The 14,687-nt window shown below is 64.2% G+C and carries 11 protein-coding genes; 6 read left to right on the top strand and 5 right to left on the bottom strand.

Annotated elements, in window-relative coordinates; genetic code table 11:
* Window positions 1-228: 228 nt before the first annotated feature.
* From BJQ17_RS08420 to BJQ17_RS08435, 4 genes are read left to right on the top strand one after another with little or no spacing between them, the layout of a single operon-like run.
* Window positions 229-2,139, top strand: a complete 1,911-nt coding sequence (locus BJQ17_RS08420) for a sigma-54-dependent Fis family transcriptional regulator (protein WP_070095885.1) — start codon at window positions 229-231, stop codon at window positions 2,137-2,139.
* A 1-nt stretch (window position 2,140) separates the two neighbouring features.
* On the top strand, window positions 2,141-3,874 hold the full coding sequence (locus tag BJQ17_RS08425; RefSeq protein ID WP_003247992.1) for an ABC transporter ATP-binding protein: 1,734 nt from the start codon (window positions 2,141-2,143) through the stop codon (window positions 3,872-3,874).
* Window positions 3,864-4,541, top strand: coding sequence for a S8 family serine peptidase (locus BJQ17_RS08430; RefSeq protein WP_070095886.1), 678 nt, complete (start codon window positions 3,864-3,866; stop codon window positions 4,539-4,541). The genes BJQ17_RS08425 and BJQ17_RS08430 overlap by 11 nt, the downstream gene beginning before the upstream one ends.
* Window positions 4,534-5,826 carry an NAD(P)/FAD-dependent oxidoreductase gene (locus tag BJQ17_RS08435; protein WP_070095887.1) on the top strand — a complete coding sequence of 431 codons (1,293 nt, stop codon included), beginning with the start codon at window positions 4,534-4,536 and terminating at the stop codon, window positions 5,824-5,826. The genes BJQ17_RS08430 and BJQ17_RS08435 overlap by 8 nt, the downstream gene beginning before the upstream one ends.
* 52 nt (window positions 5,827-5,878) lie before the next feature.
* Here the strand turns inward: BJQ17_RS08435 and BJQ17_RS08440 are convergent, their stop codons facing one another.
* On the bottom strand, window positions 5,879-7,132 hold the full coding sequence (locus tag BJQ17_RS08440; RefSeq protein ID WP_070095888.1) for an MFS transporter: 1,254 nt from the start codon (window positions 7,130-7,132) through the stop codon (window positions 5,879-5,881).
* A 251-nt stretch (window positions 7,133-7,383) separates the two neighbouring features.
* Here BJQ17_RS08440 and BJQ17_RS08445 point away from each other — a divergent pair, with 251 nt between their 5' ends.
* Both BJQ17_RS08445 and BJQ17_RS08450 read left to right on the top strand, forming a co-directional pair.
* Window positions 7,384-9,123: a sigma-54-dependent Fis family transcriptional regulator gene (locus tag BJQ17_RS08445; RefSeq protein WP_004575239.1), complete on the top strand. Its 1,740-nt coding sequence runs from the start codon at window positions 7,384-7,386 to the stop codon at window positions 9,121-9,123.
* 194 nt (window positions 9,124-9,317) lie between these two features.
* Window positions 9,318-10,592 carry a carbohydrate porin gene (locus BJQ17_RS08450; protein WP_070095889.1) on the top strand — a complete coding sequence of 425 codons (1,275 nt, stop codon included), beginning with the start codon at window positions 9,318-9,320 and terminating at the stop codon, window positions 10,590-10,592.
* 59 nt (window positions 10,593-10,651) lie between these two features.
* Here the strand turns inward: BJQ17_RS08450 and BJQ17_RS08455 are convergent, their stop codons facing one another.
* The 4 genes from BJQ17_RS08455 to BJQ17_RS08470 all read right to left on the bottom strand — a co-directional run bounded on the left by BJQ17_RS08455 (window position 10,652) and on the right by BJQ17_RS08470 (window position 14,569).
* On the bottom strand, window positions 10,652-11,662 hold the full coding sequence (locus BJQ17_RS08455) for an alcohol dehydrogenase catalytic domain-containing protein (RefSeq protein ID WP_004575241.1): 1,011 nt from the start codon (window positions 11,660-11,662) through the stop codon (window positions 10,652-10,654).
* A 10-nt stretch (window positions 11,663-11,672) separates the two neighbouring features.
* A complete protein-coding gene (locus BJQ17_RS08460; RefSeq protein WP_004575242.1) occupies window positions 11,673-12,491 on the bottom strand; it encodes an SDR family NAD(P)-dependent oxidoreductase in 819 nt (272 codons plus the stop codon).
* 34 nt (window positions 12,492-12,525) lie between these two features.
* Entirely contained in the window at window positions 12,526-13,047 is a 522-nt protein-coding gene (locus tag BJQ17_RS08465; protein ID WP_004575243.1) for a 2,4'-dihydroxyacetophenone dioxygenase family protein, read from the bottom strand.
* 208 nt (window positions 13,048-13,255) lie between these two features.
* On the bottom strand, window positions 13,256-14,569 hold the full coding sequence (locus tag BJQ17_RS08470; protein ID WP_070095890.1) for a hypothetical protein: 1,314 nt from the start codon (window positions 14,567-14,569) through the stop codon (window positions 13,256-13,258).
* Window positions 14,570-14,687: the final 118 nt, after the last annotated feature.

Consider the following 14,687-nt stretch of genomic DNA (forward strand, 5'->3'; position numbering starts at 1 on the left):
GTGGGAGCGGGCAAGCCCGCGAAGCAGGCGACGCGGTGGATCGCACCGGCAACGCCGGTGATCGCCGGCAAGCCAGCGCCCACAGGGATTGCGCCCGCTTAAAGTAACCTGGCCAGCTACACCCCAATCCATTCACTACCAGATGACGGCCAGCCATTTCTCCCGCACACTGCGGAAAATTCCCAAGCCCGTACCCCGTCACATCGCGGGGCACAGCCGGAGTAGAAAATGGCGCGACAACTTATAACAAACGCCCACGACCCGCTGCACGAATCCCGCGAGGCCCGCCTGAAGCTGGCCAGCGAAGGCGAACTACCACTGGGCATGCTGCGCGACGAGATCGACGCCTCCTGGTGCCGCAGCCTGGGCCACGGCCTGGACTGCCTGCAGGGCGAGCAGGTCGGCCTGGGCCTGGAACAGGGCCATGACCTGCGCCTGCTGCTGGAGCGCAACCGCCTGCTGATCGATGCCGTTACCCCCGAACTCGACTACCTGGTCGCGCGCCAGGGCAAGGCTGGCATCGTCATCCTCGGCGATGCCCAGGCCAACGTGCTGGCCATCGAAGGCCAGAAGCACGTGCTGCAACGCGAAGGCCTGCGCGATCTGCACCCGGGCAGTTGCTGGAGCGAATCGCTGCGTGGCACCAATGCCATCGGCACGGCCGTGGTCGAAGGCCGGCCGACGCTGATCAACTGCGGCGAACATTACCTTGACCGCCTGAGCCCGTTCTCCTGTACTTCCGTGCCGCTGCGCGACCCGCGCGGCGAGGTGATCGGCGTGCTCGACATCACCCGCGAAGGGGTGATGGCGCAACCGCAGGACAGCCTGTCGACCCTGATGCTGGCAGCCGGCAACATTGAAAGCCGCCTGTTTGGCCTGTGCCACCCGGAGCACCTGGTGCTGGCCTTCCACAGCCGCCCGCAGTACCTCAACAGTGCCTGGCACGGCCTGTTGGCCCTGAGCCTGGACGGCGAAGTGCTGGCTGCCAACGACAGTGCCTGCCAGCTGTTGCAGGTGCCGCGTCACGAACTGATTGGGCGGCGTAGCACCGACCTGCTGGGCGAACGTTCCCCGGCCTTTATCGCTCGCCTGTGGCAGGGCGGGGTGAGCAGCGTGCAGACCGCCAAGGGCGAGTTCTATTTCCGTGCCCTACAGCTGCCGCGCCATGGCCGGGTCAGCCCCAGCACACCACCTGGCAAGCCGGCCTTGAGCAAACAGTCGCCTGCACTCGATGCTCTGGCCGGAGGTGATCAACGCCTGGCGCGCAACCTGCGCATGGCTCGCCAGGGGCTTGGCAATGGTTTGCCAGTGTTGCTGCTGGGCGAAACCGGTACCGGCAAGGAAGTGGTCGCTCGGGCCTTGCACCAGGCCAGCCCGCGTGCCGACAAACCGTTTGTGGCAGTCAACTGCGCGGCCATTCCCGAAGGGCTCATCGAGTCCGAGCTGTTCGGCTATCGCGAGGGCGCCTTCACCGGTTCGCGCCGGGGTGGCATGGTCGGGCGGCTGATGCAGGCCCATGGCGGCACGCTGTTCCTCGACGAAATCGGCGACATGCCGCTGGCCCTGCAAGCACGCCTGCTGCGGGTGCTGCAGGAGCGCCGCGTAGCACCCTTGGGGGCGGGTGACGAGCAGGACATCGACGTGGCGCTGATCTGCGCCACCCACCGCGACCTCAAGCGCCTGGTGCAGGAACAACACTTCCGTGAAGACCTGTTCTACCGGGTCAACGGCGTGTCGCTGCGCCTGCCGGCCCTGCGCGAACGTGATGACCTGGCGGCGATCATCCAGGGCCTGCTGGACAAGGCTGATGCGCGTGGCGTAACCCTCGACCCGGCGTTGACCGCGTTGCTCGAAGGCTTCGACTGGCCTGGCAACATCCGCCAGCTGGAAATGGTGGTGCGCACCGCCCTGGCCATGCGCGAGGATGGCGAGCAGGTGCTGACACTCGATCACCTTACCGACTGCCTGCTGGACGAACTCGCCAGCAGCGCAGCGCCCTCCGGCAGCCTCAAGGACAGTGAACTGGAACAGATCCGCGGTGCTCTGGCGCGCCACCAGGGCAACGTCTCGGCCGCCGCCGAGGCACTGGGTATCAGCCGGGCGACGCTGTACCGCAAGCTCAAGCAGTTGCGCGGCTGACGTGGGCGGCCTGTTCGCAAGGCTGGTGGATTCCAGCGACCCTGTACTCATGCGCCAGGCGTTGGCCTGGCTGTATGGTTTCGTGCGCCCACACCGGCGTGCCATCGGCCTGTTGCTCGGCTTGTCGCTGGGTGCATCGCTGCTGGCGCTGGCGCAACCCTGGCTGGTCAAGACCCTGATCGATGAGGGGCTGCTGGCCAAGGATTACCAAACGCTTTGGCACATGGCGGCAATCATGATCGGCGCGGGCCTGCTGGGCACGGTGCTGGCTGGGGTCAACCGCTACCTGCACACGCGCCTGTCGGGGCGCATCCTGTTCGCCTTGCGCGACGACCTTTACCGCCATCTGCAACAGTTGTCGCCGACCTTTTACGGGCGGCGGCGTATCGGCGACATTCTTTCGCGGCTGGATGGCGATGTGGCAGAGATCCAGCGCTTTGCCGTGGACTCGCTGTTCTCGGCGGTGTCGGCGGTGATCGGCCTGGTGGGCGCGGTGGCGTTGATGCTGATGCTGTCGTGGCAGTTGTCCCTGTTGTTGGCGCTGCTGGTGCCGATCGAGGTGCTGTGGCTGCGCTGGATGCGGCGCAAGGTGGAACGCGAAGTGCGCAACCTGCGTGAGCGCTCGGCGGATGTGTCGTCTTTTCTGGTCGAGACCCTGCCGGCGATGAAGTTCATCCAGGCGGCCGGCCAGCAAGGCCGGGAAGCAGGGCGCCTGGACCAGCTTGGGCAAGGTTACATGCGCCAGCTGTTAAAGGTGCAGGTGACCGAATTCTTCACCCAGGCCATCCCCGGCACGCTCACCTCGTGGTGCCGCGCCTGTGCGTTCCTGGTCGGTGGCTGGTGGGTGATCCAGGGTACTTGGCAGTTGGGCGCGTTGATCGCCTTTTCTACCTACATGGGCATGGCCGTGGGGCCGGTGCAGAGCCTGCTGGGCCTGTATGTGGCGGTGCAGCGCATGGCCGTGAGCCTGGGGCGGGTCATGGAGCTCAAGCGCGAAGCGGTGACCGTGCATCAGGCAGTCAATCCGCAGCCCATCCCCGATGGCCCAGGCGAGTTGCGCCTGGAGGCGCTGAGCTTTGCCCATGAGGGGCGCCAGGGTGCGGTACTGAACAACGTGCAGGTGAGCATCCCGGGTGGCCTGAAAGTCGCCATCAGCGGTGCCTCCGGCGTGGGCAAGTCAACCCTGATCGACCTGCTGCAGCGCTTCTACGACCCGGACGCCGGGCGCATCCTGCTGGACGGCGTCGACCTGCGCGACCTGGACCTGGCTGCGCTGCGCCGGCGAATCGCCGTGGTCAGCCAGGACATCGTGCTGTTCCGTGGCACCCTGGCGCAGAACCTGGCTTATGGCGTGCCCGAGGCCAGCCGTGATGAACTGGAACGGGTGGTGCGCCTGGCGCGGCTGGACAGCCTCGTCGACAGCCTGCCGTTGGGCCTGGATGGCTTGCTGGGCGAGCGTGGCCAGCAGTTGTCCGGGGGGCAGAAACAACGCATCGCCATTGCTCGTGCAGTGTTGCAGGCCCCGGCGATCCTGGTGCTGGACGAGGCCACTTCGGCGGTGGATGAGGCCACCGAACGTGAAGTGATCGCGGCCATCGACCAGCTGTTCGCCGGCCGCACGCGCATCCTGATCAGCCACCGGGCTTCGACCCTGGCCGATGCCGACCTGCACCTGCAACTGCATGACGGCCAGTTGCAGGTGCTGGCGCAGGAGGTGATCAAGCATGGGCACTGACGTGCGCGTTGGCATCATCGACAGCGGCTGCTCGCCGGAGCAGGCCAACGGCTTGCGGGACGCCCGCCGTTTCTGGCTGGAAGACGGCCAGTTGCGCGAAGGTGAAATGCTCCCCGACCAACTTGGGCACGGCAGTGCAGTGCTCGCCAGCTTGCAACACCAGGCTGGTCCTGTGTCGGTGCTGGTAGCCCAGGTGTTCAGTGCCCAGGCCAGCACCAGTGCGTTGCAGGTGGCTGCCGCATTGCTGTGGCTGGTGGAGTCGGGGGCCACGCTGGTCAACCTGAGCCTGGGCTTGCAGCAGGACCGGCCCGTGCTGCACCAGGCCTGTGCCGAGGCTTTGGCCGCAGGTGTGCTGTTGTGTGCATCCAGCCCGGCGCAGGGTGGGCCGGTGTTCCCGGCCAGCTACCCGGGTGTCATTCGGGTCACTGGCGACGCCCGCTGTGCACCGGGCCAGTGGTCGTGGCTGGGTACTCGACAGGCGGATTTTGGCGCGTACGTGGGTGCGAGTGAGCGGGCGGGTGCGAGCCTGGGTTGCGCGGCGTTGAGCGGGAAGATTGCCGCCTTGCTGCGTGATGCCCAGGGGATGGACCGCCAGCAGGTGCATGACTGGTTGCGTGAACATGCGGCCTTCAAGGGGCCCGAGCGACGAGGAGCCCGCCATGGCTGAGCTGCGCATTGTGGTGCTGGGCGCCGGCCCTGCGGGTGCCGCCACGGCCATTGGCTTGCGGCGGCTGGGTTACACCGTGACGGTGGTGTCGCAGTGGCGCCGTTTCGCGGCAGTTGAAGGCGTTTCGCAGCGGGTGCTGGAGGGCTTGCGTCATGCAGGCCTGGGTGGGGCCTTGAGCCAGGCGGCCATGCCGGCCACCCGCCAGGTACGCTGGAACGGCCAGCATCTGCAGATGAACCAGGAGTTTTTGCTCGACCGGCAACGCTTTGACCAGGCGCTGCGCGAAGACCTTCAGCGCGCAGGCGTGAGTGTGGTCGAGGGGCGGGTGCGTGAGGTCGTGCAGGGGGTCGGTCATCATGTGCGCCTGGACGATGGGCAGGTGCTGACTGCTGATTTCCTGGTCGAGGCTCGAGGCCGTCAGGCACCCCTGGCCACAGACCGCCTGCGTGGGCCGGAAACGGTCAGCCTGCTCAATGTCTGGCAGGGTAGCCCGGGTGCGCCTGCGTCGGCGGTGGAGAGCCTGGAGGATGGCTGGGCGTGGATGGCACGGCTGGAAGATGGCCGCTGTTACTGGCAAGTCACCCAGGACGCTGCCGGGCTGCCGGGAAAGGCTGGGCTGGCAGCGTACTGCGTGGCGTTGCGGGGCCGCAGTGCGTTGGTCGCTGAACTGTTCAACGATCAGGCATTGATACCGGCACAGGTGCATGCACGCAGCAGTAGCGCCATTCTGGCGGGTGAATGTGTCGGGCAGGACTGGATCCGGGTGGGGGATGCCGCCATGGCTGTTGACCCGCTGTCGGGCAACGGGATTTTTCAGTCGCTCTCTTCGGCATTGCAGGCGCCGGTGGTGATCAACACGTTGCTGCGCAGGCCTGAGCGGGCCGAGCTGGCGCGGCAGTTTCACCAGCAGCGGGTCGAGCAGCTGTTCTTGCGTTTTGCCCGCATTGGCCGGGATTTCTATGCCCAGGAACAAAGCCGGGTGGGGCAACCGTTCTGGGCCCGGCGCCAGGGTTGGCCGGATGCGCAACCCCTGCATCAGGCGGCTGATTGGCAAGCGGTGCGGGTTGAGCGGCGGCCGGTGCTGCGTGACGGGCTGGTGGATGAAGCCGAGGTCGTGGTGACGGCGGACCAGCCGCTGGGGGTTTGGCATTTGCAAGGTGTAGAACTGGCACCGATAGTTCGCGGGCTTCAGGCTGGCCTGGCGCTCAGTGCTGTGCTTGAGGGACAGCAGGTTGAGCATCAGAAAATGGTGCGACGTTGGCTCACAGAACAGGGCTATACCTGAACCCCGGGGCTGCATGGCGTCCCCAGGATCCCGGTTCGGAGCCTCTGGACCGCTACTCGCTTACCGCCGTCAGGTTGCTGCGCCCGACTGCGCGCAGGGGGGCAGTTTCAATCAGCCCCAACCCCAGCACTCCAACAACGATTGCGCACCCTGCTTGTAGCAGCAACGGTGCGCCAAGACCATGAATGTCCGCCAGCCAGCCGCCCAGCACCGGGCTGAGCACGCCGCCGACCACTTCACCCATGCCCATCACCAGCCCGACGCAGGCGGCAATGCGATGAACCGGTACGGTTTCTGATGGAATGGTGGCCATGAAGATCGGCGCCACTCCGCTGGCCGACCAGGTGATGAACAACACCGTGCAAAGCATCCAGAACGGCCCTTGAAAATACAGCGCTGTCAGCGGCGTGAGCGCCCCGATCAGGGAGAACACCACCACTACCATGCGCCGGCCCAGGCGGTCGGAAAGCGCAGGCACGATGAAGCTGCAGAGCGTGGCACTGGCACCCAGCACGCTCATCAAGATACCCATTTCGGTAGAGCCGAACTGCCGCTCGTTCATGTAGTACACCGGCATGAACGCCCACCCCAGCACCATCCACGCCACGTAGAAACAGGCGATGAGCATGCTCAACCAGACGTTGCGATAACGCAGCAGTTCTAACAGCGAACCTGCTGCGACGGGCTGCGAGGCGGACGGTGTCGTCGGCTGGGCAATGACTACCTCCCTGGGCTCGCGTACGTACTTCCAGATCATGCACGCGGCAATCAACCCGGGGATGCCCGCGACGATGAATGCAAGGCGCCAGTGGTAGTGGCTGGCCAGGGCCACCAGGAGCAGGGGCGCTATGCATGAGCCCAGCAGGTTGCTGCCAAAGTTCTGCATGATGCCCATGTTGTGGCCGCGGCGGCTTGCCGTGGAGTTCATCGCCATCAGGGTTTGCGAGATAGGCAGTATCGGGCCTTCGGCCACCCCCATCAGCAGGCGGGCAGCCAGCAGCATGAAGAAGGTGCTGGCCAGCCCGGAGAAGAACGAGCACACCGAAAACACGATCACGGCCACCAACAGGTAAGGCTTGCGGCGCCCGCTGCGGTCGGAACGGGCGCCAAGCAGGTACCCGGACAGTGCCCAGGTCAATGACAAGGCCGATACCAGCAAGCCGATCTGGGTGTTGCTCAAGGACAGGTCGTCGGCCACGAAGGGCGCCAGGAAACTCATTGCATTACGGTCGAAGAAAACAAAACCGAAACTGAGGCTGAGCACGAACAGCAAGCGGTTTTCGTAGGAAGAGAACCAGCGGCGCATGGTGTATCTCCTGCATGATTATTGTTATTGGAATACGCGACGTTCAAAGGCGTCCGCCAGCAGGTGATAGCAAACGCTAGGCCAATTGCGCAGGCCAGCCCCAGGCCCTTGCATACAAGGCCTTGAGCCGGGGCTGGAGCGGCGCAAGCCTTGATCTTTGTTGATCAAGCTGGCAAAAGTTGATGATCAAATATCGGCCTGGCCATCGCGTGACACCGCCCGTGCGCAGAACAAGAACAATAGGAGAAGGTATGAGTCGTTCATCCATCGCGGCACCCCGCGAAGCTGTGTCGCGTTCCCCTCAGGCCTATGAAACCAGCAGCCCGACCCCGGCCGACCTGCGTCGCTACCTGCGGTTTTCAGATGAGGATGCGCGTATCTGGCTGGACGACCAGAGCATGGTCATGCTGCATTCCAGCGCGCTGGGTGCATTGCGCCGCGAGTTGATCGAAAGCGTCGGGCGCGAAGGCGCGCGGCGCATCCTGATGCGCATCGGTTATTCGGCGGGTAGCCAGGATGCCGCGCTGGTACGCAAGCGCTGGCCGGCATCGGACGAGCGCAGCTCGTTCATTGCCGGCGGCCGGCTGCATGCGTTGCAGGGTGTGGTGCGGGTGGAAACGGTCGACCTTGACCTGGACATCGAACGCGGCCACTTCCACGGGGAATACCTGTGGCACGACTCGCGTGAAGCCCATGAGCACATAGCCCACTACGGGGTTGGCGACGAGGCTGCGTGCTGGATGACCCTCGGCTACGCCGCCGGTTATGCCAGCGCCTTTATCGGCAAGCTGGTGGTGTACCGTGAGGTCGAATGCGTGGCCGCAGGCGGCCGCTGCTGCCGGATTGTCGGCGATACGGCAGATCGCTTGCCCAATCATGAACTCGGCGCCGAGCAGCGCTACTGGGACCCTTCGCACTTCATTCAGATGAACTCGATCTGGTCGCCACCCGAGGGCGAAGCGGTACAGCCTGCCTGCACGGCCAGCAGCTTGCCGCTGCAGGACGATATGGTCGGTATTTCTGCTGCGTTCAGCGTTGCCCGTCATCAGATTGCGCAAGTGGCACCCACCCGTGCCACGGTGCTGTTCAGCGGTGAATCGGGGGTGGGCAAAGAAGTGTTCGCCAAGGCGCTGCATCGGCTCAGCCCGCGCGCGCAACAGCCGTTGGTGGCCGTCAACTGTGCGGCTTTGCCGGAAAGCCTGCTGGAAGCCGAGCTGTTCGGTGCCGAAAAAGGGGCCTATACCGGTGCAACGCAGGCGCGTGCCGGTCGCTTCGAGCGCGCCTCTGGCGGCACGCTGTTCCTGGATGAAATCCAGGCGTTGAGCATGAGCGCCCAAACCAAGCTGCTGCGCGCCTTGCAAGAGGGGGAAATCGAGCGGGTGGGGGGCAACAAGCCGATCAAGGTCGACCTGCGGGTGATTGCTGCCACCAACGCCAACCTGCGCGAGGCGATTGCCCGTGGCACCTTCCGCGAAGACCTGTTCTTCAGGCTGAACGTGTTCCCCATCCACCTGCCACCGCTGCGCGAGCGCCGGGATGACATCCCGCTGCTGATGGAGCACTTCTTCAAACACTTCACCCAACTGCACGGTAAGCAGGTTACCGGGTTCAGTGCCCGGGCCGTGGAAGCGCTGCTCAACTACAGCTACCCCGGCAACGTGCGAGAGCTGCAAAACCTGGTGGAGCGGGGGGTGATCGCGGCACCCGGCCAAGCGGCCATCCGCACCCAGCACCTGTTCCCGTCCGGTGAGCAGGCGCCCCGCACCGGGCTGGGTGTGGGCGGTGACGGCAGCCTGTGCAAAGCGGCCAGTGAGCCTGACCCGCAGGGCTCGCCCATGGCCGAGCTCAAGCACGCTATCCACAACCAGCAGCTGGATCAATACCGGCTGGTGTTGCAGGCCTGCAATGGCAACTTGTCCGCCGCCGCACGGCAACTGGGCATCAGCCGCCCGCAACTGGCCTACCGCCTGAAGGCGCACGGGCAGGGCTGAGTTGATCATCGAGCTTGATCAAAGCGGATCAATTTGATCAAGCCAGGTAACGGGTACCGTTGCACAAACCCCATGGCACAGGGAGTTTCGCCGCGTCCAGGGGGCTGGCACAGCCCTTGCGATGCACCAGGCGCGACTTCCTGAAGCGGTAGTTTCAGGTCGCACTTCATAACAACAAAAACAGAGAGTGCATCATGAATGCTCAACCGAGCGGCACCTGGGTGCCTGGCGTTCGCGTTACCGCCTTGTCCATTGCATTGACCGCCTTTGCGTGTGCTGCCCACGCACAGGAGGCGATCAAGCTGGACCTGCAAGTGTGGAACCTGTCGGTGAAAAACCTGTATACCGGCCCTGACCCTTACCACTATGCCAACAGCGGCAACGTGTTTGCCGGAGTCGAGGGCGACCTTGATGCATTGGCCAACATCGCCGGGGCATCGTTCAACCTGCAGTACGTGTTCTTCCCGTTCATGCGTGGCGAGGGGCAGCCCGCCCAGGACAGTTGGCAGGGCAAGGCCGGGAGTTTCTTTGCCGGGGCACCGATGCACAACGACATCGATACCGGCTACCTGGCTCGCTTTACCTGGAACCAGCGCCTGTTGCAGGACCGCCTGGAACTGGCAGTGGGCCGCAGCAATGCCCGTCAGCACTTCTACATGGCCAACTGTGAAAACGTGATCACCTGCAACGACCCGGTCATCGATAACTCCACCGGTATCCTGCCGTACCCCTACGGCAGTTGGGGTGGCTACACCCGATACCGTTTCGATTCAGGTTACTACCTGCACAGCGGGGTGTTCGAATCCAACCCCCAGCACTACTTCAAACGTACCAAGGGGTTTGACTGGGACCCGGGTGACGCCAGCGGTGTCACCTGGCTGGCCGGGGTAGGGGCGAAAGCGGATTTTACCCAGGACCCTTATGCGTACCATTACGAACTGAACGGTTTTCATAACACCGGCGAACAGATCGACCCCATGGACGGCCGCTTGCGCAGGGGGAGCGATGGGCTGCTGTTCAAGTTCCGCCAGACATTGGCCAGAGAAGGCGAGGCCGCCGTGCCCGAGCGGGGTTGGCAGGTGTTTGGCGCCTGGTCCTGGAGCGCCGATGACATGCAGCCTTTTTCCCATTTCGCCGAAGTTGGTGTGACCCGCCTTGGCCCGTTCGGTCGGCCGCAGGATACGCTCAACCTCAAGGCCAGCTACCTGCGCCTGGGTGCGCGCCAGGCAGCCTGGCAAGAGCACGCGCGGCTGCTTGCCACCGGCCGCGATGAGCGTACGCGTCGAGGTGTATCACGCATCGAGCTGAACACGCACTGGCAAGTCACCCGCAACCTCGCACTGGAGCCCAGCGTGCAGTACATCTTCAACCCGGACAACTTCTACAACCCCAGCGCGCCAGTGAGTGGCGACGGTGCGGTAATAGCCCTGGAGGTCATGTACAACCTCGGTTCCGCGCTCGGTTTGTAGGCCCTGAACGCAAACCTCCCGCCGAAGCGGGAGGTTTTTACCGGTGATGGCTGAAGGGATCAGGCCTGCTGGGGGGCAACCATGACCTTGCATTGATGCTGGCGTTGGCGCAGGGCTTCGAATGCCAGGGGCATTTCGGCCAGCGACACCGTTTCGCTGACCATCGTCAGTGGGGTGGCATCCGGGCCGTCCAGCACATCTACAGCGGCGCAGAACTCGTCCATGTTGAAAAACGCCGACATGACCAGGTTCACCTCCTTGGACACTGCCTGGAACGGCATGAACCTGTCCGCGACCGTGCACAGCCCAAGCACCACAACCGTGCCCCGTGGGCGCACATGGTCGATAGCCTGTGCAATCAGGCCTGGGCGGCCGACGCACTCGAAAACGATGTCGGCCGCGCTGCCCAGGTTTTGAGCAATACACGCCGGCAGTGCGCCGTCGCCTACCAGAAAGTGCGTCGCCCCAAGATGCAAGGCGCGCTCGCGCTGCCAATCGCCCAAGTCGGTGATGGCGACGGTGGCTGCACCCAAGCGCCTGGCCCAGTAGGCCACTGCCAGGCCGATAGCCCCTGCGCCCAGAATCAGTACCTTCGCGCCAGGCTTGAGCCCTGCCCGCATCACCCCGTGCAAAGCCACGGCAAGGGGCTCGGCGAGGGCGCTGTCCTTGAGCCCGACACTGCTCGGAATTACCCGGCACTGGTGGCCCTTGGCAGTCGCCCACTGCGCAAAACCACCACCCTGCAAGCTGAACGCGGGGCACCAGGCAGGCTCACCGCGCAGGCAACTGGCGCACTGCCCACAACCGCGCAAAGGTGCCACGGCCACGGCATCGCCGACTTTCAGGTTGTTTACCTGCTTGCCACATTCAACTACGCGCCCGCTGTATTCATGGCCCAGCACGCTACCTGGGGCAATATCGAAAGCAGGGTCCTGGGTCATGTGCAGGTCACTGCCGCAGATGCCGCAGCGGCACACCTCTATCAGCACTTCGTCGGCAGCGGGCACCGGCATCGCAACTGTGCCTAATTGCAAGGGCTGGTTCAGGCCCTTGAACAGAATTGCTTGCATCATCGCCTCCTCAGTCCACCCGGCCGAGCATCTGCCCGCCATCGATGACGATCTGCGCGCCCGTGACGTAATCCGAGGCCGGTGAGGCCAGGAACAAGGCCAGGCCTTTGATTTCTTCGGTGGAGGCGATCCGATGTTGCGGCACTCGCTGAGCGAAGGCCGCACGGTCGGCCGGGTTGCGCAAACGGCCCCCGGCGATGTTGGTCACGAACGGGCCAGGCGCGATCGCGTTTACGTTGATGCCGTAGCGGGCCAGTTCCATCGCGGCCTGCCGCACGAGTGACGCAGCGCCGGCCTTGGCTGGCATGTAGGGGGTGCCGACGATGGCTTCATTTATGATCGCGGCATTGGAAGTGGTGACGATGATGCGGCCCTGGCCACGCGGTTTCATCAAGCACACTGCCGCACGCAGGGTGGTGAACACCGAGGTGAGGTTGGTTGCAAGCACCTTGTCCCAGTGCGCTTCGTCCAACGTCTCCAGTGCGCCTTCAGCGCAGCGCTGGCCCTCGCTGTCCAGAAAGCCGGGGCCAGCGTCGATGCCGGCGTTGGCGAACACAACATCCAGTCGGCCATAGCGCTCGCCGATGCGTTCGAAACAGGCATACATCGCCTGGCGATCGGTGGCGTCCACCACTTCACCGTGCACGGCGAAACCCAGCGCGGTCAAGCGCGCTACCTGTTCCTGCAGGCGTTCGGCGTCCAGGTCCAGTAGGGTGACCTGTGCCCCGGCTTCGGCCATTACTTCGGCATAGGCCAGGCCAATGCCGCTGGCGGCGCCGGTGACCACACAGGTCAAGCCTTCGACGGCAAATCGTTCCCAGTATTTCATCAGCACCTCCCTGTCCGTTGACCGCTACACCCGCTCACAGGAACAACGCCTGATTGATCGGCAGCCCGTGTTTTTCGCAATGGCTCACGTAATGGTTGATGAACCAGAACACGTCGGTGGTTTCGGTGTGCTGGCCGTGCTCGTCGAAAAACTCGATGGGCCCGTGAATCCAGAAGAGTGCCTTCATGCCTTGCGGGTCATCGGAATACAGGGTGTGGGCGGTGCCTGGGGTTTCGTAGACAAAGCTGCCGGGCCGCGATACCCAGTCGTACTCGTAATATCCCCAGGTGCCCTCCAGCGTTACTGCTGACACCGCTGCGCGGTGCCGGTGGGTGCCGATGCGGCCGCCGCCCTTGACCCAGAGAATGTTGCATACGCTGCCGGTTCGCACATCGAAGCTGAGGTGGCGTATGGCGGCGCAATCGCCGAACGGGACCCAGGGCGATTCATCTTCGCCGGTGCCGATGTGCCCGCCATGCAGGCCGTAGCGGTCGACGATGGCGGCATGGGGCTCAGGCGGCAGTTGGATAATGCTTGGCTTCAGGGTGGTGTTCATGAACAGGCCTCGATGTGTTGTTTTTATGGTCGAGCGTTGGCTCGCGAGGATCTTTTTGCACAGCCTGTGCCAAGCCCTGAAAGGCCTGATTTACGCGGGTTAGAGCGGGTTAAGGTGGTGAGAATTCATGCAGCTTGGCAGGCTTGATGATCAAATTTGATCAAGCGCGGTGGTGCAGAAGGGGCGCGCCGCGCCCCGCTATTGCAGGTCAGAAAAAGGTCCCGACAATCAATTGCAGGTAAGTCCCGGTATCCCGCCCGCCCAACTGCGTACCGCCATTGGCCGCACTGCGCTCCGGCTTGTAGAACCCCACCACCGGGCTGATCAGCAGGTGGTCGTTGACCATCCATTCCACATACAGGTCCAGCTCGCGCCCGCCAAGGTTGCCCTGGTCGGTGTCCAGCGTGTCGAAGTCGAAGTACAGCGCGCCGACGGTCAGGTTGTCCCGTGGCTTGCCTTTCAGCGCTACATGGTGCACTTGGCTGTTCTTGTTGAAGGGCCCGGCATAGTTGGCTGCCACTTCACCCTGGAACCAGGTGCCGTAACCCCGGCTGAGGCCATAGAACAGCGGGTCGAAGCCTTCGGAGAAGCGGCTGTAGCGGTAGGTGGCGGTGGGTGACCAGGGCAGTTGGGAGAAGGTCCAGTTGCCCTCCAGGTACCAGGCATTCTCGCGCCCGTCGGTCTTGTCCTGGGTCACATACTCGGCGGCCAGCTCCAGGTCTTTGACGCCCAGGTTGCCGCGCCCACGCAGGCTGGCGGTGTCCATGCCGTCGCGGTGTTCCAGGCCCATGATCTGTGCGTAGCGCTGGTCCACGTCGAGGCCGCGGATCCAGCTCAGGCCGACGGTACCGGTATCGGCGACGTGCTCCAGGTTGGCGACCGCCAGGGAAGTGTCGGCCTGGTAATGGTTGTCGGACTTCAACCACATCAGGTCACCGCGCCAGCCCTGGTTGCCACCCAGGCGCAGCACGGCGGTGCGGTCGAAGGCCTTGCGTGCGGCCAGGTAGTAGGCACCGCCGCGATCGAAGTTGGCCCCCAGGTCGACCTTGCCCAGGTTGACCGGGTCACCCTGGATCAGAAAACCATCACCCAGGGTGACGACCTGGCGGCCACCGGAAATGTCCACGCCATCTTCGCCCAGCGCCGGGAACAGGTTGGCCGAGCGCCAGCCCAAATACAGGTCTTCGATGGCGGTGCGGCGTTCGTCACCCAGGGTCAGGCCGGCGGCGTCGCCATCGCCCCAGGTGGCGGAACTGAGCAGGCTGAAGGCCCCGTAGAGGGTGCCGCTATCGGCCAGGGTCTGGCTGCCGCTGAGGCCGTATTTGACGTAGCCTTCCTGCCAGGCGGTGCTGCCGGGTTGGCGGTTGCCGGCCTGGTTGAAGCTTTCGTCGCTGTGGAAGACGCCGAACAGGGCTTCGAGGTTGGCGTTGAGGGTGGTGCCATCGTGGTTGTACAGCTCGTAGGCTTGGCTGGCGGGGGCGGTTAACAGCAGGGCCAATGTGCAGGCGAGTGTGTGCCTCATGGGTTTGCTCCATGGTTTTTATTGTTGTTTTTGTGTCGCCTGTACCGGCCTCTTCGCGGGTGAATCCGCGCCTACAAGGCACGTGATACCGGGTGTAGGAGCGGGTTCACCCGCGAAG

The sequence above is a fragment of the Pseudomonas sp. NBRC 111139 genome (assembly GCF_001753955.1).
Taxonomy (GTDB): Bacteria; Pseudomonadota; Gammaproteobacteria; order Pseudomonadales; family Pseudomonadaceae; genus Aquipseudomonas; species Aquipseudomonas alloputida.

Excerpts from the sequence above, each read along its gene's own strand:
- BJQ17_RS08420 (WP_070095885.1), top strand. The coding sequence starts at position 229 with ATGGCGCGACAACTTATAACAAACGCCCACGACCCGCTGCACGAATCC.
- BJQ17_RS08430 (WP_070095886.1), top strand. The coding sequence starts at position 3,864 with ATGGGCACTGACGTGCGCGTTGGCATCATCGACAGCGGCTGCTCGCCG.
- BJQ17_RS08435 (WP_070095887.1), top strand. The coding sequence starts at position 4,534 with ATGGCTGAGCTGCGCATTGTGGTGCTGGGCGCCGGCCCTGCGGGTGCC.
- BJQ17_RS08440 (WP_070095888.1), bottom strand. The coding sequence starts at position 7,132 with ATGCGCCGCTGGTTCTCTTCCTACGAAAACCGCTTGCTGTTCGTGCTC.
- BJQ17_RS08445 (WP_004575239.1), top strand. The coding sequence starts at position 7,384 with ATGAGTCGTTCATCCATCGCGGCACCCCGCGAAGCTGTGTCGCGTTCC.
- BJQ17_RS08450 (WP_070095889.1), top strand. The coding sequence starts at position 9,318 with ATGAATGCTCAACCGAGCGGCACCTGGGTGCCTGGCGTTCGCGTTACC.
- BJQ17_RS08455 (WP_004575241.1), bottom strand. The coding sequence starts at position 11,662 with ATGCAAGCAATTCTGTTCAAGGGCCTGAACCAGCCCTTGCAATTAGGC.
- BJQ17_RS08460 (WP_004575242.1), bottom strand. The coding sequence starts at position 12,491 with ATGAAATACTGGGAACGATTTGCCGTCGAAGGCTTGACCTGTGTGGTC.
- BJQ17_RS08465 (WP_004575243.1), bottom strand. The coding sequence starts at position 13,047 with ATGAACACCACCCTGAAGCCAAGCATTATCCAACTGCCGCCTGAGCCC.
- BJQ17_RS08470 (WP_070095890.1), bottom strand. The coding sequence starts at position 14,569 with ATGAGGCACACACTCGCCTGCACATTGGCCCTGCTGTTAACCGCCCCC.